Source organism: Pseudomonas sp. 05N431, assembly GCF_056397005.1.
The window spans coordinates 77,977-96,989 of sequence record NZ_JBFTMN010000010.1; the positions used below are offsets into that span (position 1 = coordinate 77,977).

Here is a 19,013-nt window from a genome sequence, read left to right on the forward strand (position 1 = left end):
ATCACTCATCCCAGTTGCGCCATGGCCTGGCGGAAGGCCGGCGGCAGGTTGTTGCCGAACTGCACCTTGCCGTCACCTTGGGTGAAAATGCCCATATGTGCCAGCCACCGCTCAAACTCGGGTGCCGGTTTCAGGCCCAGGGTCTGGCGCGCGTAGAGCGCGTCGTGGAACGACGTGGTCTGGTAGTTGAGCATGATGTCGTCGGAACCGGGGATGCCCATGATGAAGTTGATCCCGGCCACGCCGAGCAGCGTCAGCAAGGTGTCCATGTCGTCCTGATCGGCTTCGGCGTGGTTGGTGTAGCAGATGTCGCAGCCCATAGGCACGCCAAGCAACTTGCCGCAGAAGTGGTCTTCGAGGCCGGCGCGGATGATCTGTTTGCCGTTGTAGAGGTATTCCGGGCCGATGAAGCCGACCACGGTGTTCACCAGAAACGGCTTGAAGTGCCGTGCCACGGCGTAGGCGCGGGTTTCGCAGGTTTGTTGGTCGATGCCGTGATGGGCGTTGGCCGAGAGCGCGCTGCCCTGGCCGGTTTCGAAATACATCAGGTTTTGCCCCAGCGTACCGCGATTGAGGCTCAAACCTGCTTCATACCCTTCCTGCAGCACGCTCAGGCTGATGCCGAAACTGGCGTTGGCCGCTTCGGTGCCGGCGATCGACTGGAACACCAGGTCCAGCGGCACGCCACGGTTGATCGCCTCGATGGAGGTGGTGACGTGGGTCAGCACGCAGGCTTGGGTCGGGATTTCGTAGCGCTGGATGACGGCGTCGAGCATTTCCAGCATGGCGCAGATCGAAGCGATGCTGTCGGTGGCCGGGTTGATGCCGATCATCGCGTCGCCGTTGCCATACAGCAGGCCGTCGAGAATGCTCGCGGCAATCCCGGCGGGTTCGTCGGTGGGGTGGTTGGGCTGCAGGCGAGTCGACAGGCGCCCGCGCAGGCCCATGGTGCCGCGAAACTGGGTCACCACGCGGATCTTCTGTGCCACCAGCACCAGGTCCTGCACGCGCATGATCTTCGACACGGCGGCGGCCATTTCCGGGGTCAGGCCGGGGGCTAACGCCCGCAGGCTCTGCTCGTCGGCCGCATCGCTGAGCAGCCAGTCGCGAAAACCGCCGACGGTCAGGTGACTGACAGTTGAAAAGGCATGGGCATCGTGGGTGTCGATGATCAGCCGGGTGACTTCATCGGATTCGTAAGGGATCAGTACTTCTTGCAGGAAATGCTTGAGCGGGATATCAGCCAAGGTCATTTGCGCGGCGACCCGTTCGCCATCGTTCAGGGCGGCGACGCCGGCCAGGAAGTCCCCGGAGCGCGCCGGGCTGGCCTTGGCCATGACTTCCTTGAGGCCATCGAAGCGGTAGGTCCGGGCGCCGACGGTATGGGCAAATGCAGCCATGAGCGGTGTCCTCTTGATTCTGTAAGTGACTCAAATACACCGCTGACCCCTTGTGGGAGCGAGCTTGCTCGCGAATACGGTGTGTCATTCAGCGCATGTGCCGGATGTCAGACCGCTATCGCGAGCAAGCTCGCTCCCACACTGGTCTCAGTGCACTTCAATAATGCAGGCGCCGGGAAAGTTGCCCGGCGCCGGTGCGACTCAGATACCCGTAAGCATCGCGTCCGCCGGTGCGTCGAAGCGCTGTTTGGCGGTCAATTGGAAGTAGATGAAGCCGGCCACCATGAAACCGAGGAAAATCATCCCGATCAAGGTATTGAACCAGGCCATCGCCACCAGGCAGACCACCGCCAGGAACAGCGCAATCCCCGGCACGATCGGATAACCCGGGGCGCGGAAGGTGCGTTCCAGCAACGGCTCGGTTTTGCGCAGTTTGAACAGGCTGAGCATGCTGATGATGTACATCACGATAGCGCCGAACACCGACATGGTGATCATCGCCGCAGTCAGGGTCATGCCTTGCAGGTTGACCAGCCCGTCGCTGTAGATCGCTGCGATGCCGATCACGCCGCCGGCCAGAATCGCCCGGTGCGGGGTCTGGAAGCGCGAGAGCTTGGCCAGGCCGCGAGGCAGGTAGCCGGCTCGAGCGAGGGCGAAGAACTGTCGCGAGTAGCCGAGGATGATCCCGTGGAAGCTTGCCACCAGACCGAACAGGCCGATCCACACCAACATGTGCATCCAGCTGGAGTTGTTGCCGACCACAGCTTTCATTGCCTGAGGCAGCGGGTCGTTGATATTCGCCAGTTGACGCCAGTCGCCCACACCACCGGCCATCACCATCACGCCGATCGCCAGGAACACCAGGGTCAGGATGCCGCTGACGTAGGCCCGTGGAATGGTGCGTTTCGGGTCCTTGGCTTCTTCGGCAGCCATGGCCGCGCCTTCGATGGCGAGGAAGAACCAGATGGCAAAGGGGATCGCCGCAAAGATGCCGGGGATCGAGGCGACGGTGAACTCATTGGAACCGGACCAGCCGTTGAGTACGAAGTTGCTGAAGCTGAAGCCCGGTGCAACCACGCCCATGAACACCAGCAGTTCGGCTACCGCCAGAACGGTCACCACCAGTTCGAAGGTCGCGGCGATGCTGACGCCGAGGATGTTCAGGCCCATGAACACGAAGTAGGCGCCGACGGCGGCGATTTTCGGGTCCAGATCCGGGTATTGCACGTTCAGGTAGGCGCCGATGGCCATCGCAATGGCCGGTGGCGCAAAGACGAATTCGATCAGCGTGGCGATTCCGGCGATCAAGCCGCCTTTTTCACCAAAGGCCCGTCGGCTGTAGGCAAAGGGCCCGCCAGCGTGGGGAATCGCGGTGGTGAGTTCGGTGAAACTGAAGATGAAGCAGGTGTACATCGTCGCCACCATCAACGCGGTGACGAGGAACCCCAGGGTGCCTGCGGTGCCCCAGCCGTAACTCCAGCCGAAGTATTCGCCGGAAATCACCAGGCCGACGGCAATGCCCCATAGGTGCAAGGTGCCGAGTGTGGGTTTGAGCGTTGTTGAAGAAGTCATAAGTCCTCTCTGTTTTTTATTGTTCGATCTGTTGGACTTTCGGGTGTGGCGGTTTGGGTGGATCGACGCTGTTCACGCAGCGGTTAATCTGTCGAGCGGGCACGCAAAGCCCGTGCCAGAGCGGCAGGGCAATATTCGGTGTGTCAGTTGGGACGCCATCGCGAGCAAGCTCGCTCCCACAGTGGACTTGCGTCAGCCCACGCAGGTAGGTTCACCACAAAACCCCTGTGGGAGCGAGCTTGCTCGCGATAGCCATTTGAAGGGCGACGCCGAAACATCAGCGTCGCCCCCGGTTTTTAGAAGAAGCCCAACGGGTTGATGTCGTAGCTCACCAGCAGGTTTTTGGTTTGCTGGTAGTGGTCGAGCATCATTTTGTGGGTTTCACGACCAACGCCGGACTTCTTGTAACCGCCGAACGCAGCGTGGGCCGGGTACAGGTGATAGCAGTTGGTCCAGACGCGACCGGCCTTGATCGCCCGGCCCATGCGGTAGGCGCGGTTGATGTCGCGGGTCCAGAGACCGGCGCCGAGGCCGAACTCGGTGTCGTTGGCAATCGCCAGGGCTTCGGCCTCGTCCTTGAAGGTGGTGATGCTCACCACCGGGCCAAAGATTTCTTCCTGGAACACGCGCATTTTGTTGGTGCCCTTGAGCAGGGTCGGCTGGATGTAATACCCGGTTGCCAGATTGCCCTCGAGTTTTTCCACCTTGCCGCCGGTCAGCAACTCGGCACCTTCGCCTTTAGCGATTTCCAGGTACGAAAGGATCTTGTCGAATTGCTGCTCGGACGCCTGGGCGCCGACCATGGTGTCGGTGTCCAGCGGGTCGCCACGTTTGATTTGCAGGACTTTCTTCATCACCACTTTCATGAAGTCGTCGTAGATCGACTCTTGCACCAGCGCGCGGGACGGGCAGGTGCAGACTTCGCCCTGGTTGAAGAACGCCAGTACCAGGCCTTCGGCAGCTTTTTCGATGAAGGCCGGTTCGGCTTGCATGATGTCGGCGAAGAAGATGTTCGGCGATTTGCCGCCCAGTTCCACGGTGGACGGAATGATGTTTTCGGCAGCGCATTTCATGATGTGCGAGCCGACCGGCGTCGAGCCGGTAAAGGCAATTTTGGCAATGCGTTTGCTGGTGGCCAGGGCTTCACCGGCTTCTTTGCCGAAACCTTGCACGACGTTCAGCACGCCGGGCGGCAGCAGGTCGCCGATCAGCTCCAGCAGCACGGTAATGCCCAGCGGGGTTTGCTCGGCGGGCTTGAGCACCACGCAGTTACCGGCGGCCAGCGCCGGGGCAAGTTTCCAGGCAGCCATCAGGATCGGGAAGTTCCACGGGATGATCTGCCCGACCACGCCCAGCGGTTCGTGAATGTGATAAGCCACGGTGTTGCCGTCGATTTCCGCGGCACTGCCTTCCTGAGCGCGCAGGCAACCGGCGAAGTAGCGGAAGTGGTCAGCGGCCAGCGGAATGTCGGCGTTGAGGGTTTCGCGTACGGCTTTGCCGTTGTCCCAGCTTTCGGTGATCGCCAGCACTTCGAGGTTCTGTTCGATGCGGTCGGCGATTTTCAGCAGCACCAGCGAGCGCGCCTGAGCAGAAGTGCTGCCCCAGGCATCGGCGGCTGCGTGGGCAGCGTCCAGGGCTTTTTCGATGTCTTCGGCCGTGGAACGGGGGAATTCGGCAATTGGTTGGCCGTTGACCGGAGAGGTATTGGTGAAGTACTGACCTTTGACAGGCGCGACGAATTCGCCGCCGATGTAGTTGCCGTATTTACTCTTGAACGAAACGATAGCGCCTTCAGTACCTGGGTGAGCGTAACGCATGGTGAGTATCTCCTTGGCTTTTGTGCTTATAAGGGAGTACGCGCAGTAAGCGCTTGAGAAGCGTAGAGCAAAGGTCGGGCCAGTGCTTTGCGGGGCAGGTAAATCAAGGGCTTATGGTTTTTTCGAGGGGGTGGTGATTCGGGTTCTGTGACGGATGCGGTACAGGCCTTGTGACAGTTTGTACCGCTTGTGGCACAGCCCGTGACTTGGTGGTCAAGCCAGCATTGCAATACTCGCGGCGCTGGAGGATGCTCGGCCTCACGCGATTGCTTCGCTTTGCTTTTGTAGCAGCTGCCGGAGGCTGCGTTCGAGGGCGAAGCGCTCGCAATCTGGTTGGTCGCGGTTGTTCAGTTAGAAGCGGGATTCAGATTTACGACCGCTTCGCGGCCGGACGCAGCCTGCGGCAGCTGCTACGGGAACGAGCCAGGCCCTACGGGGAGAATAATAAGAAATGCACAGCAACCATTTGAGTCGCCATGCCCAGCAAGTCTTGACCGTGACCCAAGGCAAATCGCATTTGCACGGTCCGGGTAGCGATCCGTCCATCGCCCGTTCCTGGCTGCGTTGTCTTGAGGATTATCACCTCGACCCGGCCCTGACCATGGCGCCGACGGTGCTTGAGCACGGTCGTGTGCTGGAGAGTCGCGAGCGCTTGCAGCAAGTGCTGCAGATTGCCGGCGGTGAAATGACCAGCCTGCATCAACAACTCTCCGGTGCCGGCCACGCCGTGCTGTTGACCGACGCCCGCGGGGTGATCCTCAACTGTGTCACCGCGCCTGCCGAACGGAAGATTTTCGAACGCGCAGGGCTCTGGCTTGGCGCCGACTGGAGCGAAGCCTGCGAAGGCACCAATGGCATCGGCACCTGCCTGGTGGAGCGGCAGTCGCTGACCATCCACCAGGATGAGCATTTTCGGGGACGTCATACAGGGCTGACCTGTTCCGCGAGCCCGGTGTTCGACCCGCACGGCGAACTGCTGGCGGTGCTCGACGTTTCGTCGGCGCGCCACGATGTCTCGCGTCAGAGCCAGTTCCACACCATGGCGCTGGTCAACCTCTCGGCGAAGATGATCGAGAGCTGCTACTTCCTGCGTTACTTCGACAATCAATGGCTGCTGCGCTTTCACTTGCAGGCCGAGTCGGTCGGGCTGTTCAGCGAAGGGCTGCTGGCGTTCGACGGCGAAGGGCGGATCAGCGCGGTCAATCAGAGCGCGTTGAACCTGCTGGGGCATATTCGTGGCGGATTGCTGGGTCAGCCGGTCGAGGCGTTTTTCGATTGCTCGCTGGACGAACTGCTGGGGCGCGCGAGCGTCAATGCCAGCGCCAGTTGGCCATTGCGCACCCGCGACGGGCGGGTGCTGTTTGCGCTGCTGCGCGGCCAGCCCCGCAGCATCCCGACCCCGGTGCTGCAACCGCCGGTCATTGCCGAGCGCCCGGCATTTTCGGGCATTTGCCTGGGGGATGAAGGGCTGCAGACTGATTTTCGTAAAGCCTTGCGGGTCTTTGAGCGTGATGTGCCGCTGCTGATCAACGGTGAAACCGGCTCAGGTAAGGAGGCCTTCGCCAAGGCCGTGCATCAGGCCAGTCAGCGTGCGGAAAAAGCCTTCGTCGCGCTCAACTGTGCGGCGATCCCGGAAAGCTTGATCGAGAGCGAACTGTTCGGTTATCGCGGCGGCAGTTTCACTGGCGCACGCAAAGAGGGCATGCGCGGCAAGTTGCAGCAGGCCGATGGCGGCACGCTGTTCCTTGATGAAATCGGTGACATGCCGCTGGCGCTGCAAACCCGACTATTAAGGGTGCTGGAAGATCGGCAGGTGGTACCCATCGGTGGCGAGCCGCTGCCGGTCAACGTGCGGATCATCAGTGCCACTCACCGTAATTTGCTTGAGCGGGTGCAGGACGGCAGTTTCCGAGAAGATTTGTATTACCGCCTTAATGGCCTGGAAATCGCTTTGCCGGCGTTGCGTGAGCGCAGCGACAAATCCCAGTTGCTGGACTTTTTGCTGGCTGAAGAGTCGGGCGGGGAGGCGGTACTGATTGACGCTGCGGCGCGACAGGCGCTGCTCGACTTCGCCTGGCCGGGTAACGTGCGGCAATTGCGCAATGTGCTGCGGACCCTGGCGGCATTGTGCGATGGCGGGCGGATCGGGGTTGAGGATTTGCCGGTGATGATTCGCCAGGCCCGGCCGGCTCCAGTGTTGGCGCAGGCGCAAGAGGTGTCCGAATATCCACTGGACGATGCCGAACGCCTGGCGTTGCTCAATGCCCTGGAGCAGCAGCGTTGGCACATGACCCATACCGCTGAACAACTGGGGGTCAGCCGCAACACCCTCTATAGAAAACTGCGTAAACACGGGATTGCCCGGTAACTGATCGTTCCCACGCTCCGCGTGGGAATGCAGCCCGGGACGCTCTGCGTCCCAAAATCGGACGCAGAGCGTCCATTGAGGCATTCCCACGCAGAGCGTGGGAACGATCAGTAAAGCCAGCCCATCACCTAAAGAGTGCGATTTTCGGCCCTCTACGCTAACCTGCCTCGATGTTTTACGAGGTTGACTATGCACATTCATATTCTGGGTATTTGCGGCACTTTCATGGGTTCGATGGCGGTCCTGGCCAAAGAGCTGGGCCATCATGTGACGGGCTCTGATGCCAACGTCTACCCGCCGATGAGCACTCAGTTGCAGGCGCAGGGCATCGAGCTGACGCAAGGCTATGATCCCGCCCAACTTGATCCTGCCCCGGATCTGGTGGTGATCGGCAATGCGATGTCGCGCGGTAACCCGGCGGTCGAATACGTCTTGAACAAAGGCCTGCCGTACGTCTCCGGTCCACAATGGCTGGCCGACCACGTGCTGCAAGGTCGCTGGGTACTGGCGGTGGCCGGCACTCACGGTAAAACCACTACCAGCAGCATGCTCGCCTGGGTGCTGGAGCACGCCGGCATGAGCCCGGGCTTTTTGATTGGCGGCGTGCCGCAGAACTTCTCGGTGTCGGCGCGTCTGGGTGATACGCCGTTCTTCGTGATCGAAGCCGATGAATACGACAGCGCCTTCTTCGACAAGCGTTCGAAATTCGTTCACTACCGTCCGCGTACCGCGATCCTCAATAACCTTGAGTTCGATCACGCCGATATCTTCCCCGATCTGCCGGCCATCGAGCGACAGTTCCACCACTTGGTGCGGACCATCCCGAGTGAAGGCCTGGTGATCCATCCGACCACCGAACCTGCGTTGCAGCGCGTGATCGAAATGGGTTGCTGGACCCCGGTGCAAACCACCGGCGCCGGCGGGCAGTGGCAGGTCAAGTTGCTCAGCGAAGACGGCTCGAAGTTTGAAGTGATGTTCGAAGGCGTCGCCCAAGGCGTGGTCGAGTGGGACATGACCGGCCAGCACAACGTTGCCAACGCCTTGGCCACTCTGGCGGCTGCGCGGCATGTGGGCGTGGTTCCGAGTATGGGCATTGCGGCGTTGAGCGCGTTCAAGAGCGTCAAGCGGCGCATGGAAAAAGTCGCTGAAGTTCACGGCGTCACCATCTACGACGACTTCGCTCACCATCCGACCGCCATTGCGACCACCCTTGACGGTCTGCGCAAACGCATCGGCGACGCACCGTTGATTGCGATCATCGAACCGCGTTCCAACTCGATGAAGCTCGGCGCGCACCGGGACGGTTTGCCGGAAAGCGTGGTCGATGCCGATCAGGTGATCTGGTATGCACCGGCCAACCTCGGCTGGGACTTGCCCGCTGTTGCTGCGCTGTGCACCGTGCCGTCGATGGTCTGCGACTCGCTGGATGGGATTATCGAGCAAGTGAAGAGCCAGGCCAAACCGGGCACCCACGTGGTGATCATGAGCAACGGCGGCTTCGGCGGCCTGCATGGCAAATTGGCCGAGGCGCTTAAATGAGTAATGGTCCGGATCGCATCACGCTGGCCATGACCGGCGCTTCCGGCGCCCAGTACGGTTTGCGCCTGCTCGATTGTCTGGTGCGCGAAGACCGCGAGGTGCACTTCCTGATCTCCAAGGCGGCGCAACTGGTGATGGCGACCGAGACCGACGTTACGCTGCCGCCGAAACCGCAGATGATGCAGGCCTTCCTCACCGAATACACCGGCGCGGCTGCTGGACAGATTCGGGTGTATGGCAAGGAAGACTGGATGTCGCCCGTGGCTTCGGGCTCCGGTTCGCCGGCTGCGATGGTGGTGGTGCCGTGCTCGACCGGGACCTTGTCGGCAATTGCCACAGGCGCCTGCAACAACCTGATCGAGCGCGCCGCCGACGTGACCTTGAAAGAGCGTCGGCAGTTGATTCTGGTGCCACGCGAGGCGCCGTATTCCAGTATTCACCTGGAAAACATGCTCAAGCTGTCGAACATGGGCGTGACCATACTGCCGGCCTCGCCGGGTTTCTATCACCAGCCGCAGACCATCGATGATCTGGTGGACTTTGTCGTGGCGCGGATTCTCAATCTGTTGAACATCCCGCAAGACATGCTGCCGCGTTGGGGCGAGCACCATATGAGCAGCGATGAATAAGCTATTGAGTCTGCTGCTCGCCCTGCAATTGGGCGGCTGCGCCACCGCGCGTACATTGGACGCGGCCAAGCCTGGCGCGCCAGTGGTGTACTCGGGGATGCGCCTTGACCTGTACGCGCTGGACGGCGGTTGCTGCGCCAAGGATCATTTTGGCGCCGAAGCACCGAGCTACCCCGGAATCGACCTGCCGGCCAGCGCGCTACTCGACACGCTGCTGTTGCCGCTGTCGGTGTTGACGGTGTTAGGGGTTGGGTTTCAAGCGACTGGCGGGTTGTAGCAGAGCGCTGCCGCGCTCTATCGCGAGCAAGCTCGCTCCCACATTAGATCTTCAGTGAATGAAAATTATGTGATTGGCGCCGATCAAGTGTGGGAGCGAGCTTGCTCGCGATGACGGACGCCCGGTCACCGCCGATCTATTTGCCGAGTTTGCGTAATTCGTCGGACTCGACAATCCGCAGGCCATCCTGTTCTTCCAGCGCCAGCCGCCACATCGCGCGGGCCAGTTGGCAGGCTTCGATGCCGTGGTATTTGCCGGGAATCAGTTTGGACAGCGGGCCTGCCAGTTGTTCGGCGAGTCGCGGTTCAACCCGATCACCCAGTAGCAGGGAAGGCCGGCAGATGGTCAGTTGCGGCCAGTTCTGTGCGCGCAATGCGTATTCCATCTCGCCCTTGACCCGGTTGTAGAAAACCGAGGATCTGCGATCGGCCCCCAGGGCGCTGATTACGATCATGTGTCGTGCGCCCATTTCCCGTGCACGTTTGGCGAACGCCACCACCAGGTCCAGATCGACTGCGCGAAAGGCTTGTTCGGAGCCGGCCTGTTTGATCGTCGTGCCCAGGCAGCAGTAGGCAATGTCGACGCGGCCACTGAGTTGGGGGAGAAGCACCGCCGGATCGCCAACCGGGTTTTCCAGGTGAGGATGTTCAGCCAGTGGTCGGCGTGACGGTGCCAGTACGCGGCTGATGGTCGGCTCGTTGAGCAGCCGATCGAGTAAGTGTTCACCGACCAGGCCGGTGGCTCCAGCGAGCAATACATGCTGAGGCGTCAAGTACATAATGTTTCCCCCTTGATACTGTTTCAGCTTAGTTGCTCTTTGCTTCCTTGCTGGTTAATGCAGCACTTTGCAGTGCCTTGCGTGCTTGTTGCTTGCGCAGTAATTGCCAATGCGCCAACACCCCTTTTGGCGCCCAGATCTGTGGTTCGGAGGCCTCGAAGCTGTCTGCCAGTTCACGCTCGGCGACCGTGGCCTTGGCCAGTTTGAATGCCTGCTCCAGATCGTCGGTCTGGTTCAGTGCCTGAACGAACAAGGCGTCGCCGAAGTAAGTGAAGTCTGCCTCTTCCGAGCAACCGAACGACACGCGGTCAGCGCGCGAGGCGGTCATGATCAGTGTGCGTTCGTCTTTGAGTGCCGGGATGAAACCGCCGGAGTAGCAGGCTGAAATAACGATGATCTTGTCGCGGTTTTTCAGCGGCGCGAGGACGGCGGCCAATTCGTCAGCCGGCAAGTCGGCCAGTTCCATGCGCGGTTGATCGAGCACCAGTTCGTGTTCCTGGGTGCCGTGACTGGTCAGGTAGATGAACACCAGGTCTTCCGGCCCGCTGCGTTCGGCCAGGGTCAGGGCGGCGCGGCGCAGGTTCTCGCGCGTGGCCATCGGCCGGTCGCCGAGATGGTCTCGATGGTTGACCAGGCGGATCTGGCCATAGGCGCCGAAGCGGCTGGCGAGCATGTTGCTGACGTAATCGGACTCGCGCAGGAACACACTCTGCTTGCCGTCGCCGCCCACGGTCAGGGTGTACAGCTCGATCGCCGGGGTCGAGGCGGGCACATTGGCCAGCGCGTCGTCGAGCAGACGCCCTTGCGCCAGCAACCCCAGCTCGAGGGTGTCCGGCAGCAACTTGCCATTGGCATCGCGTACACGCTGGCCATTGATCCAGTCGCCGCTTTGCACGGTGCCATCCGTCAGCACCAGCGTGCCGTGCCCTTGATAGCTGTCGTTATTGAACTCGCCGATGTAGAAGCTGCCGTCCGCCAGGTTCAAGCGGCCTTGACCGGTGAAACGCCAATCACTGAATTGGCCGATGTAGTGGCTGTTGTCGGCGCCGATCAATTCGCCTTTTCCGTTCAGCGCGCCTTCCTTGAACTGGCCGACCCACACGTCGCCGTCGGCGTTCTCGTAGCGACCTTTGCCATCCAGCTGATTCTGTTTGAAACCACCAACGTAGCTGTCGCCCTCGGCACTGCTGAAGGTGCCGTTGCCTTCCAGCTGACCGTCGACAAAAGTACCGGTGAACTGGTTGCCGCTGGCATCGCCGCGCTGGCCTTCACCGTTGGGTTTGCCGTTGGCGAACTGGCCCTGATACTGGCTGCCGTCGTCAAGTTCGAGGCGGCCGAGGCCGGAATACTGATCAGCCTTGAACTCGCCACGGTAGGTCATGCCGTCTTCTTTGAGGGTGCCTTCACCGTCGCGCCGCCCGAGTTTGAAGCCGCCGGTGTAGCTGCTGCCGTTGGTGGTCAGCGTGCCCTGACCATGGAACAGCCCCTGCTGGAATTCCCCGCGGTAAACCTCGCCGTTGCTGCCGTGCCATTCGCCCTGACCGTGCCACTGGCCCTTGTCGAACTGACCGGCGTACCAGCTGCCGTTCGGGTAGTCGATCCGGCCCTGGCCTTGCAGCAACCCATTGACCAGATCACCCCGATAGCGGCCGCCATCGGGCAGGCGTGCGTCAGGCGGCAACAGCGATTCGCCGTCACCACACGCGGTGAGCAACAGGGTCAGGGCAAGGGGTGCAAGTGAGCGCATAGCGGGATCCGGGCAATTAGGCGAGGGAGTATGCCGCAGCTATGTGTCTGATATATAGAGCTGTGCGAAACAGCGTAGGGCTCCGACCGCGTAAAAACTACTGCGCTCGGAAATACTGCGTTGAAAAAAAGGTTCGGACTGCTCATTTACAGCACGTAAACTCCGCGTCCTCACCTTTTTTCGCCTTGTCTTTCCTTCGCTCGCTACGTTTTTACGCGGTCGGTTCGTTTCGCATCGGGTGAGGGTTACACGAACGCCAGCGACAACGGTTCAGCGATGTACGCCGGTTTTTCCTGGCCTTCGATTTCCAGCGTGGCGGTGGCCTTGAGCAGCCATTGGCCGGGTTTCTTTTCGGTGACGTCGCTCAGTTCGACCTTGAGCCGGACTCTGGAGTCGACCTTCACCGGTTGAATGAAGCGCACGCTGTCCAGGCCGTAGTTGACGACCATCTTCACGCCTTGTGGCAGGACCAGGATGTCTTCCATCAGTTTCGGGATCAGCGACAGCGACAGGAAACCGTGGGCGATCGTGCTGCCAAACGGGGTTTGTGCGGCTTTTACCGGGTCAACGTGGATGAACTGATAATCGCCTGTAGCTTCAGCGAACAGGTTGATGCGGTCCTGATCGATCGTGAGCCATTCGGAACGTCCGAGTTCCTTGCCGACATAATCTTTGAGCTCTGCAACGGGAACATAGGGCATTGAGACTCTCCTTGGGTTCATCGGTTTTATAGTTTTTTCGGGTGGGGATTTGGCCCCTGAACAACCACCTTAGATCATCATGGCGATTTGGTCCGGTCAAGCATCCATACCTTTGGCGAATACCCATGCATAGCGAGTGCCATGCTTATAATGTCCGGCCCGCTTGTGGGGACGAGTTTTGCTGGAGATGACGGATGTTGCTACGCGGCCTGACCTGGCTGGTGCTGTTTCAATTGCTCGGCACGGCCCTCAACCATTTGTTATTGCCGGTGCTGCCGGGGCCGATTATCGGCCTGCTGTTGCTGCTGGGGTTCCTGGTCATTCGTGGCGAAGTGGCTGAGCCCCTGAGCCTGGCCGCCGGCAGCCTGCTGCGTTATTTGCCGTTGCTGCTGGTGCCGCCAGCGGTGGGCGTGATGGTGTACGCCGCCGATATCGCGGCGGACTTCTGGGCCATCGTTGGTGCACTGGTGTTGTCGCTGCTGCTGTCCATGGCGTTCGCCGGGGTCTTGATGCAGCGGCTGGTCAAGCGCCACGCTGTTCGTTCGGAGGAGTCGTAATGATCTTCGACTGGCAGGGAGCGCTGGCGGCAGTGGTTCATCACCCGTTGTTCGGTATCGGCGTTACGTTGGGCGCCTATCAACTGGTGCTGGCGGCGTTCGAGAAAACCCGCTGGATCTTCCTGCAGCCGGTGCTGGTATCGATGCTGCTGGTGATCGGCGTGTTGCTCGCCTGTGGGCTGACATATACCGAATACCGCAAAAGCACCGAGATCCTCAGCATTCTGCTGGGGCCGGCGACCGTTGCACTGGCGGTGCCGCTCTACCTGAACCTGCGGCGGATTCGACAGCTGTTCTGGCCGATATTTACTACGCTGGTGATAGGTGGTGTGGTTGCCACCGGCATGGGCGTGCTGCTGGGTTGGTGGTTTGGCGCCGAGCACATGATCCTGATGACCATGGCGCCCAAATCGGTCACCTCGCCGATTGCCATGCTGGTGGCCGAGCAGATTGGCGGAGTGGCGGCGCTGGCGGCGGTGTTCGTGTTGATCACCGGGGTGATTGGCGCGATTTTCGGCCCGAGCCTGTTGAACCGGCTCGGTGTGCACAGCCCTGAAGCCCGCGGCATGGCGCTGGGTATGACCGCCCACGCGGTCGGGACGGCGGTGGCGATGCAGGAAAGTGAAGAGTGCGGCGCCTTCGCGGCGCTGGCGATGAGTCTGATGGGCGTGGCCACGGCGGTTTTCCTGCCGTTGGCGGTGTCGATGGTGGTGTAAGGAAATGTCTATGAGCTTGCCGCTTTTTCCGCTGAACACGGTGCTGTTTCCTGGCTGCATCCTCGACTTGCAGATTTTTGAAGCGCGCTATCTGGACATGATCAGCCGCTGCATGAAGCAGGGGACCGGCTTCGGCGTGGTGTGCATTCTCGACGGCGAAGAAGTCGGCATTGCCCCGCAAGGCTATGCGCTGGTGGGATGCGAAGCGCTGATTACCGATTTCAAGCAGCAGGATAATGGTCTGCTGGGCATTCGGGTGCAGGGCGGGCGGCGTTTCCACGTACTGCACACCGAGATTCAGCGCGATCAGTTGACCGTCGCTGACGTCGAGTGGCTGGAAGACGAACCGGAGCAACCGCTACAGGACGAAGACGCCGACCTGGTCGCACTGCTCAAGGCCTTGGCCGAACACCCGATGGTCGAAGCATTGAACATGGGCACCGACGCGGCCGGGCAACAGTCATTGGCCAATCAATTGGCGTACCTGCTGCCGTTTTCTGAAGTGGACAAGATCGAACTGCTGCAACTCGACAACCCGCAGCAACGCCTGGATGCGATTCAGGCGTTGCTGGATGAGTTGCAGGGTGAGTTGTTTGCCTGACACTTGTCAGTAGGCATATCGCAGCAGTGTGTGAGGCAAATTCCACAGCGCGAAGAACCCGAACAATGCCAGCATTACCGGCAACACCGACCACCAGACCTTGGCCGGCATAGGGCTCAAGGGTATCTGGCGCTGGGTCACGGCCAGGCTGGCAGCGCACACGCAAGCCGCCAGCATCGCGCCGGCGGTTATATCGGTTGGCCAGTGCGCGCCGAGATAAACCCGCGACAGGGCGATAGCCGCTGCCGGCAAGCAACCGAGCAGCAACCAGGTCAGGCGCATGCGCGTTGGCTGGCCTCGGCCGGCCAGTACCGCCAGCGTCAGGAACAACGCAAACGAACCTGACGCATGACCACTGGGCATGCTGTAGCTGGTCAGTGGGTCGGTCAGTACTTCCGGGCGCATCCGGGCGAACAGGTTCTTGGTTCCGGTGTTCAGCAGCGCGGTGATCAGTAGCGTGCAGCCGGCGAAGATCATGTGCCGCCATTGCCGCGTGACCAGCAGAAGGATCGTCAGCGCCGCGCTGATCACCAACATGTTTTTGAATTCGCCGATCAGGGTGAACATCACCGCGATTTCATCCAGCGCCGGGCTGCGGTGTTCTTGAATCAGCGTCATCAGGCCTTGGTCGAAGGCGCTCAGGTGCGGATAGCCGATGAACAGCCCGCCGAGTATCACCAGGCTGAGGCCGGCGATCAGCGCAGTAGCCTGGCGATGACCGCGCAAGCTGCTGTTGATGCTCAGGCCCACCAATACCGCGATACTGCCGACGACCACTCCGGCTTGAGGCCAGAAACCTTCTGGCAGCGGCAGGCGAATCGCCGCGCCCGTGGCCCAACCCGGTAGCAGGTAGGCCACCGACCAGCCGGCGCCCGCCAGCAAGCTGACCGCAAAAAAGCGCGCGAAGGGCATGTCGAACATCCCGGCTACCATTGGCAGCATCGGGCGCAAAGGGCCGATAAAGCGTCCGACCAATAAGCTCGCGATGCCATAGCGCTGGAAATAGTTTTCGGCGCCGCTGATCCATTCCGGATGGTGACGTAACCCTGGCAAGCGCCGAATGTTCTGGTGGAAGTGCCTGCCCAGGAAATACGACAGCAGATCGCCGAACAGGCCGCCAAGGAAGCCCAGCAGCAGCGTTTCGCCCAGCGACAGCGCGCCGCTGCCGGCCAGCACCGTGATGGCAAACAGCAACACGATGCCGGGCACGATCAGCCCGACGATTGCCAGGCACTCAACGCAGGCCACTATGAATACCGCCACCGCCAGCCATTGCGGGTTGACCGTCAACCAGACGGTCAGGCTATCGAGCCATGGGCCCATACATACAACTCCATCAAATCATCAAATGAACTGTGGGAGCGAGCTTGCTCGCGATGGGGGCATGACAGTCGATAACTGTGTCAGCTGTCAGTCCGCTATCGCGAGCAAGCTCGCTCCCACAGTGGATTTTTTTTGCTGCTAGTTGCAGCGCCATTCAGGGAAGCAGGAAATAGTCGCGGTTTTCGACCTGGCCGCGTCGCAGTGGGTTCCGGGTGCAGTAGGGTGCGTAAGCACCGTCGACGAAGCGGTACATCAGGTGTTCGTCGCGGCCATGGGGAATGCCCAGGCGTGTGGTCTGGATGACATGCGGGGGAGGTGCGCCGACGTCTTCGACAAACAGTATTTCATGATCGAAGCGCTTGGCATCCCAGGTTGGTACTTTCAAGCCCAGTGCCTTGCACAGCAAGGTCTGGCCGGCGCAGAGCTTTTGCGAGGGGCGCGGTCGGCCGTTGGCGTCGGGGTTGTTGAGCAGCATCTGCGCCAGGCTCGCCGGGCCGGAAATTTCATCGACCCACGGGTAAGCCGATTTGATCAGCACCGCATTGCCCGGCCCATGGGCGCTGAAGTTCAGCGAATCGCCACCACGGGCGTAGTACATATAGATGTGGCCGCCATCCAGAAACAAAGCCTTACGCTTTTCTGTGTAGCCAAGCGAGGCGTGGCTGCCTTTTTCTTCGCAGTAATAGGCTTCGGTCTCGATAATCCGCGCCGAAAGCCACAGGTCACCGACACGATGGCGGATCACTTTACCCAGCAATTCACAGGCAAGCAGCTGAGCATCGCGGTTGAAAAAGCTGTCGGGCAGGGCTTTTGGCAATTTCGCTGGGGTCAAAATAGGCATGGCGACCGAAGTGATCAGGTAAATATGACGGAATGATAACAACTGCGGACTTAATCGAGGCTGAACACTGCCCATTTCGACCATCCGCCCGTCACTGCTGTTAGTAGGAGCGCGCGACAGCTATAATCTGCCGCTTTCCTCTTTGCCAAGACCACAGAGACCATGACTGAGTCCGTTCTTGACTACATGACCCGTTTGGGTCGCGCTGCCCGCGACGCTTCCCGCGTGATCGGCCGTGCCAGTACCGCGCAGAAAAACCGCGCCCTGCTGGCTGCCGCCGACGCTTTGGATAACGCTCGCGCCGAGTTGACCGCCGCCAATGAGCTGGATCTGGCCGCAGGCCGGGCCAATGGGCTTGAGCCGGCCATGCTCGAGCGTCTGGCCCTGACCCCCGCACGCATCGACGGCATGATCGTCGGCTTGCGTCAGGTGGCGGCGCTGCCCGATCCGGTTGGCGCGATCCGCGACATGAGTTACCGGCCGTCGGGTATTCAGGTTGGCAAGATGCGCGTGCCCCTGGGCGTGGTCGGGATCATCTATGAGTCGCGGCCAAACGTGACCATCGATGCCGCGAGCCTGTGCCTGAAGTCGGGTAACGCAACCATCCTGCGCGGTGGTTCCGAAGCCATTCATTCCAACCGTGCGATCGCCGCCTGCATTCAGCGCGGTCTGGATGAAGCCGGTTTGCCGGCGGCTGTGGTGCAAGTGGTCGAAACCACCGACCGTGCTGCCGTTGGTGCGTTGATCACCATGCCCGAGTACGTCGACGTGATCGTACCGCGCGGCGGCAAGGGCCTGATCGAACGGGTCAGCCGCGACGCTCGCGTGCCGGTGATCAAGCACCTGGACGGTATCTGCCACGTGTATGTCAGTGCCCACGCCGAGTTGCCGAAAGCCCAGCGCATTGCATTCAACGCCAAGACTTACCGTTACGGCATCTGCGGCGCGATGGAAACCCTGTTGGTCGATCAAGCGGTCGCCAAGGAATTCCTGCCGGCGATGGCTGAACAGTTCCGCGAAAAAGGCGTCGAACTGCGCGGTTGCGAACGCACCCGGGCGATCATCGACGCAGTGGCTGCGACTGAAGAAGACTGGAGCACCGAATACCTGGCGCCGATCCTGTCGATCCTGGTGGTCGACGGCCTGGACCAGGCAATCGAGCACATCAACCATTACGGCTCGCACCACACCGACTCGATCGTCAGCGAACACCAGGGCGAAGCCCGGCGTTTCGTGGCTGAAGTCGATTCGGCCTCGGTGATGATCAACACCCCGACGTGCTTTGCCGATGGCTTCGAATACGGATTGGGTGCCGAGATTGGCATTTCTACTGATAAGCTGCACGCCCGCGGCCCGGTGGGCCTCGAAGGTCTGACCTGCGAGAAGTACATCGTGGTCGGTGATGGCCAGTTGCGCGGCCAGGAGCCGGTCTGACTTGGGCGATCTCGGCCAGAGCGCCGTTGTGACCGCCAGCGAAACCGGCCCGCGGCGCATTGGCGTCCTGGGCGGGACCTTCGATCCGGTGCACATCGGTCATTTGCGCAGCGCGCTGGAAGTCGCTGAAGCGCTGGCCCTCGATGAGTTGCGCCTGACGCCCAGCGCCAGGCCGCCCCATCGGGATACGCCGCAGGTTTCGGCGCAGGACCGTCTGGCGATGGTCGAACGCGCGGTGGCCGGTATGGCGCCGTTGGTGGTGGATGACCGCGAACTCAAGCGCGACAAACCGTCCTACACCATCGACACCCTGGAACTGATGCGCGCGGAACTCGCCGCTGATGACCAGTTGTTTCTACTTTTGGGCTGGGACGCATTTTGCGGCCTGCCCACTTGGCACCGCTGGGAAGAGTTGCTCCAGCATTGCCACATCCTGGTGCTGCAACGCCCGGATGCCGACAGCGAACCGCCGGATGCCTTGCGCAACCTGCTGGCAGCGCGCTCGGTGAGCGACCCGCTGGCCCTCAAAGGGTCGAGCGGACAGATTGCATTCGTCTGGCAGACGCCGCTCGCGGTATCCGCCACCCAGATCCGTCAACTGCTGGCCAGCGGTAAGTCGGTACGTTTCCTGGTGCCCGACGCGGTCCTGGCCTATATCGATGCGCACGGACTTTACCGTGCGTCGAACTGAAAAAGGCGCGCTTCAAGGCACG

17 protein-coding genes are annotated in these 19,013 nt (G+C 61.0%); 9 read left to right on the forward strand and 8 right to left on the reverse strand.

Annotated features, from left to right (window positions below):
* Positions 1-5: 5 nt before the first annotated feature.
* The 3 genes from AC1DIG_RS18850 to exaC all read right to left on the reverse strand — a co-directional run bounded on the left by AC1DIG_RS18850 (position 6) and on the right by exaC (position 4,789).
* Positions 6-1,400, reverse strand: coding sequence for an ethanolamine ammonia-lyase subunit EutB (locus tag AC1DIG_RS18850; protein ID WP_477768515.1), 1,395 nt, complete (start codon positions 1,398-1,400; stop codon positions 6-8).
* Between the two features lie 201 nt (positions 1,401-1,601).
* On the reverse strand, positions 1,602-2,972 hold the full coding sequence (eat, locus tag AC1DIG_RS18855) for an ethanolamine permease (protein WP_477768516.1): 1,371 nt from the start codon (positions 2,970-2,972) through the stop codon (positions 1,602-1,604).
* A gap of 296 nt (positions 2,973-3,268) precedes the next feature.
* Positions 3,269-4,789, reverse strand: a complete 1,521-nt coding sequence (exaC, locus tag AC1DIG_RS18860) for an acetaldehyde dehydrogenase ExaC (RefSeq protein ID WP_477768517.1) — start codon at positions 4,787-4,789, stop codon at positions 3,269-3,271.
* A gap of 451 nt (positions 4,790-5,240) precedes the next feature.
* Here exaC and AC1DIG_RS18865 point away from each other — a divergent pair, with 451 nt between their 5' ends.
* From AC1DIG_RS18865 to AC1DIG_RS18880, 4 genes are all read left to right on the forward strand, one after another.
* Positions 5,241-7,157 (forward strand): sigma-54-dependent Fis family transcriptional regulator, encoded by a 1,917-nt coding sequence (locus tag AC1DIG_RS18865; RefSeq protein ID WP_477768518.1) that lies wholly within the window; start codon positions 5,241-5,243, stop codon positions 7,155-7,157.
* Positions 7,158-7,346: 189 nt separating this feature from the next.
* Entirely contained in the window at positions 7,347-8,696 is a 1,350-nt protein-coding gene (mpl, locus tag AC1DIG_RS18870) for a UDP-N-acetylmuramate:L-alanyl-gamma-D-glutamyl-meso-diaminopimelate ligase (protein WP_103317538.1), read from the forward strand.
* Entirely contained in the window at positions 8,693-9,325 is a 633-nt protein-coding gene (gene ubiX, locus AC1DIG_RS18875) for a flavin prenyltransferase UbiX (RefSeq protein WP_477768519.1), read from the forward strand. The genes mpl and ubiX overlap by 4 nt, the downstream gene beginning before the upstream one ends.
* The gene (locus AC1DIG_RS18880) at positions 9,318-9,602 is read left to right on the forward strand and encodes a YceK/YidQ family lipoprotein (protein WP_216744398.1); all 285 of its coding nucleotides are present in this window, start codon (positions 9,318-9,320) and stop codon (positions 9,600-9,602) included. Before ubiX ends, AC1DIG_RS18880 begins: the two co-directional genes overlap by 8 nt.
* A 136-nt stretch (positions 9,603-9,738) precedes the next feature.
* Here the strand turns inward: AC1DIG_RS18880 and AC1DIG_RS18885 are convergent, their stop codons facing one another.
* The 3 genes from AC1DIG_RS18885 to AC1DIG_RS18895 form a co-directional block, all read right to left on the reverse strand.
* Positions 9,739-10,380 (reverse strand): oxidoreductase, encoded by a 642-nt coding sequence (locus tag AC1DIG_RS18885; RefSeq protein ID WP_477768520.1) that lies wholly within the window; start codon positions 10,378-10,380, stop codon positions 9,739-9,741.
* 28 nt (positions 10,381-10,408) lie between these two features.
* Positions 10,409-12,127, reverse strand: a complete 1,719-nt coding sequence (locus tag AC1DIG_RS18890; RefSeq protein ID WP_477768521.1) for a C13 family peptidase — start codon at positions 12,125-12,127, stop codon at positions 10,409-10,411.
* Positions 12,128-12,372: 245 nt separating this feature from the next.
* Entirely contained in the window at positions 12,373-12,828 is a 456-nt protein-coding gene (locus AC1DIG_RS18895) for a MaoC family dehydratase (protein ID WP_477768522.1), read from the reverse strand.
* Between the two features lie 194 nt (positions 12,829-13,022).
* Here AC1DIG_RS18895 and AC1DIG_RS18900 point away from each other — a divergent pair, with 194 nt between their 5' ends.
* The 3 genes from AC1DIG_RS18900 to AC1DIG_RS18910 are packed head-to-tail and all read left to right on the forward strand — an operon-like array spanning position 13,023 to position 14,702.
* Positions 13,023-13,385, forward strand: a complete 363-nt coding sequence (locus tag AC1DIG_RS18900) for a CidA/LrgA family protein (RefSeq protein WP_477768523.1) — start codon at positions 13,023-13,025, stop codon at positions 13,383-13,385.
* Positions 13,385-14,101, forward strand: a complete 717-nt coding sequence (locus AC1DIG_RS18905; protein WP_477768524.1) for an LrgB family protein — start codon at positions 13,385-13,387, stop codon at positions 14,099-14,101. Before AC1DIG_RS18900 ends, AC1DIG_RS18905 begins: the two co-directional genes overlap by 1 nt.
* A gap of 10 nt (positions 14,102-14,111) precedes the next feature.
* Positions 14,112-14,702 (forward strand): LON peptidase substrate-binding domain-containing protein, encoded by a 591-nt coding sequence (locus AC1DIG_RS18910; protein ID WP_427528607.1) that lies wholly within the window; start codon positions 14,112-14,114, stop codon positions 14,700-14,702.
* Between the two features lie 6 nt (positions 14,703-14,708).
* Here AC1DIG_RS18910 and AC1DIG_RS18915 read toward each other — a convergent pair whose 3' ends face one another.
* Together AC1DIG_RS18915 and AC1DIG_RS18920 are read right to left on the reverse strand one after the other, a co-directional pair.
* Positions 14,709-16,025 carry a bifunctional DedA family/phosphatase PAP2 family protein gene (locus AC1DIG_RS18915; RefSeq protein ID WP_477768525.1) on the reverse strand — a complete coding sequence of 439 codons (1,317 nt, stop codon included), beginning with the start codon at positions 16,023-16,025 and terminating at the stop codon, positions 14,709-14,711.
* 154 nt (positions 16,026-16,179) lie between these two features.
* On the reverse strand, positions 16,180-16,866 hold the full coding sequence (locus AC1DIG_RS18920) for a DNA-3-methyladenine glycosylase (RefSeq protein ID WP_477768526.1): 687 nt from the start codon (positions 16,864-16,866) through the stop codon (positions 16,180-16,182).
* A 162-nt stretch (positions 16,867-17,028) separates the two neighbouring features.
* Between AC1DIG_RS18920 and AC1DIG_RS18925 the strand changes: the two genes are divergently transcribed.
* Positions 17,029-18,300: a glutamate-5-semialdehyde dehydrogenase gene (locus AC1DIG_RS18925; RefSeq protein WP_477768527.1), complete on the forward strand. Its 1,272-nt coding sequence runs from the start codon at positions 17,029-17,031 to the stop codon at positions 18,298-18,300.
* Positions 18,269-18,991, forward strand: a complete 723-nt coding sequence (nadD, locus tag AC1DIG_RS18930) for a nicotinate-nucleotide adenylyltransferase (RefSeq protein ID WP_477768528.1) — start codon at positions 18,269-18,271, stop codon at positions 18,989-18,991. Before AC1DIG_RS18925 ends, nadD begins: the two co-directional genes overlap by 32 nt.
* Positions 18,992-19,013 lie beyond the last annotated feature (22 nt).

Bases quoted from the DNA above. Each gene is read 5' to 3' on its own strand.
- AC1DIG_RS18850 (WP_477768515.1), bottom strand. From the start codon at position 1,400: ATGGCTGCATTTGCCCATACCGTCGGCGCCCGGACCTACCGCTTCGAT.
- eat (WP_477768516.1), bottom strand. From the start codon at position 2,972: ATGACTTCTTCAACAACGCTCAAACCCACACTCGGCACCTTGCACCTA.
- exaC (WP_477768517.1), bottom strand. From the start codon at position 4,789: ATGCGTTACGCTCACCCAGGTACTGAAGGCGCTATCGTTTCGTTCAAG.
- AC1DIG_RS18865 (WP_477768518.1), top strand. From the start codon at position 5,241: ATGCACAGCAACCATTTGAGTCGCCATGCCCAGCAAGTCTTGACCGTG.
- mpl (WP_103317538.1), top strand. From the start codon at position 7,347: ATGCACATTCATATTCTGGGTATTTGCGGCACTTTCATGGGTTCGATG.
- ubiX (WP_477768519.1), top strand. From the start codon at position 8,693: ATGAGTAATGGTCCGGATCGCATCACGCTGGCCATGACCGGCGCTTCC.
- AC1DIG_RS18880 (WP_216744398.1), top strand. From the start codon at position 9,318: ATGAATAAGCTATTGAGTCTGCTGCTCGCCCTGCAATTGGGCGGCTGC.
- AC1DIG_RS18885 (WP_477768520.1), bottom strand. From the start codon at position 10,380: ATGTACTTGACGCCTCAGCATGTATTGCTCGCTGGAGCCACCGGCCTG.
- AC1DIG_RS18890 (WP_477768521.1), bottom strand. From the start codon at position 12,127: ATGCGCTCACTTGCACCCCTTGCCCTGACCCTGTTGCTCACCGCGTGT.
- AC1DIG_RS18895 (WP_477768522.1), bottom strand. From the start codon at position 12,828: ATGCCCTATGTTCCCGTTGCAGAGCTCAAAGATTATGTCGGCAAGGAA.
- AC1DIG_RS18900 (WP_477768523.1), top strand. From the start codon at position 13,023: ATGTTGCTACGCGGCCTGACCTGGCTGGTGCTGTTTCAATTGCTCGGC.
- AC1DIG_RS18905 (WP_477768524.1), top strand. From the start codon at position 13,385: ATGATCTTCGACTGGCAGGGAGCGCTGGCGGCAGTGGTTCATCACCCG.
- AC1DIG_RS18910 (WP_427528607.1), top strand. From the start codon at position 14,112: ATGAGCTTGCCGCTTTTTCCGCTGAACACGGTGCTGTTTCCTGGCTGC.
- AC1DIG_RS18915 (WP_477768525.1), bottom strand. From the start codon at position 16,025: ATGGGCCCATGGCTCGATAGCCTGACCGTCTGGTTGACGGTCAACCCG.
- AC1DIG_RS18920 (WP_477768526.1), bottom strand. From the start codon at position 16,866: ATGCCTATTTTGACCCCAGCGAAATTGCCAAAAGCCCTGCCCGACAGC.
- AC1DIG_RS18925 (WP_477768527.1), top strand. From the start codon at position 17,029: ATGACTGAGTCCGTTCTTGACTACATGACCCGTTTGGGTCGCGCTGCC.
- nadD (WP_477768528.1), top strand. From the start codon at position 18,269: ATGGCCAGTTGCGCGGCCAGGAGCCGGTCTGACTTGGGCGATCTCGGC.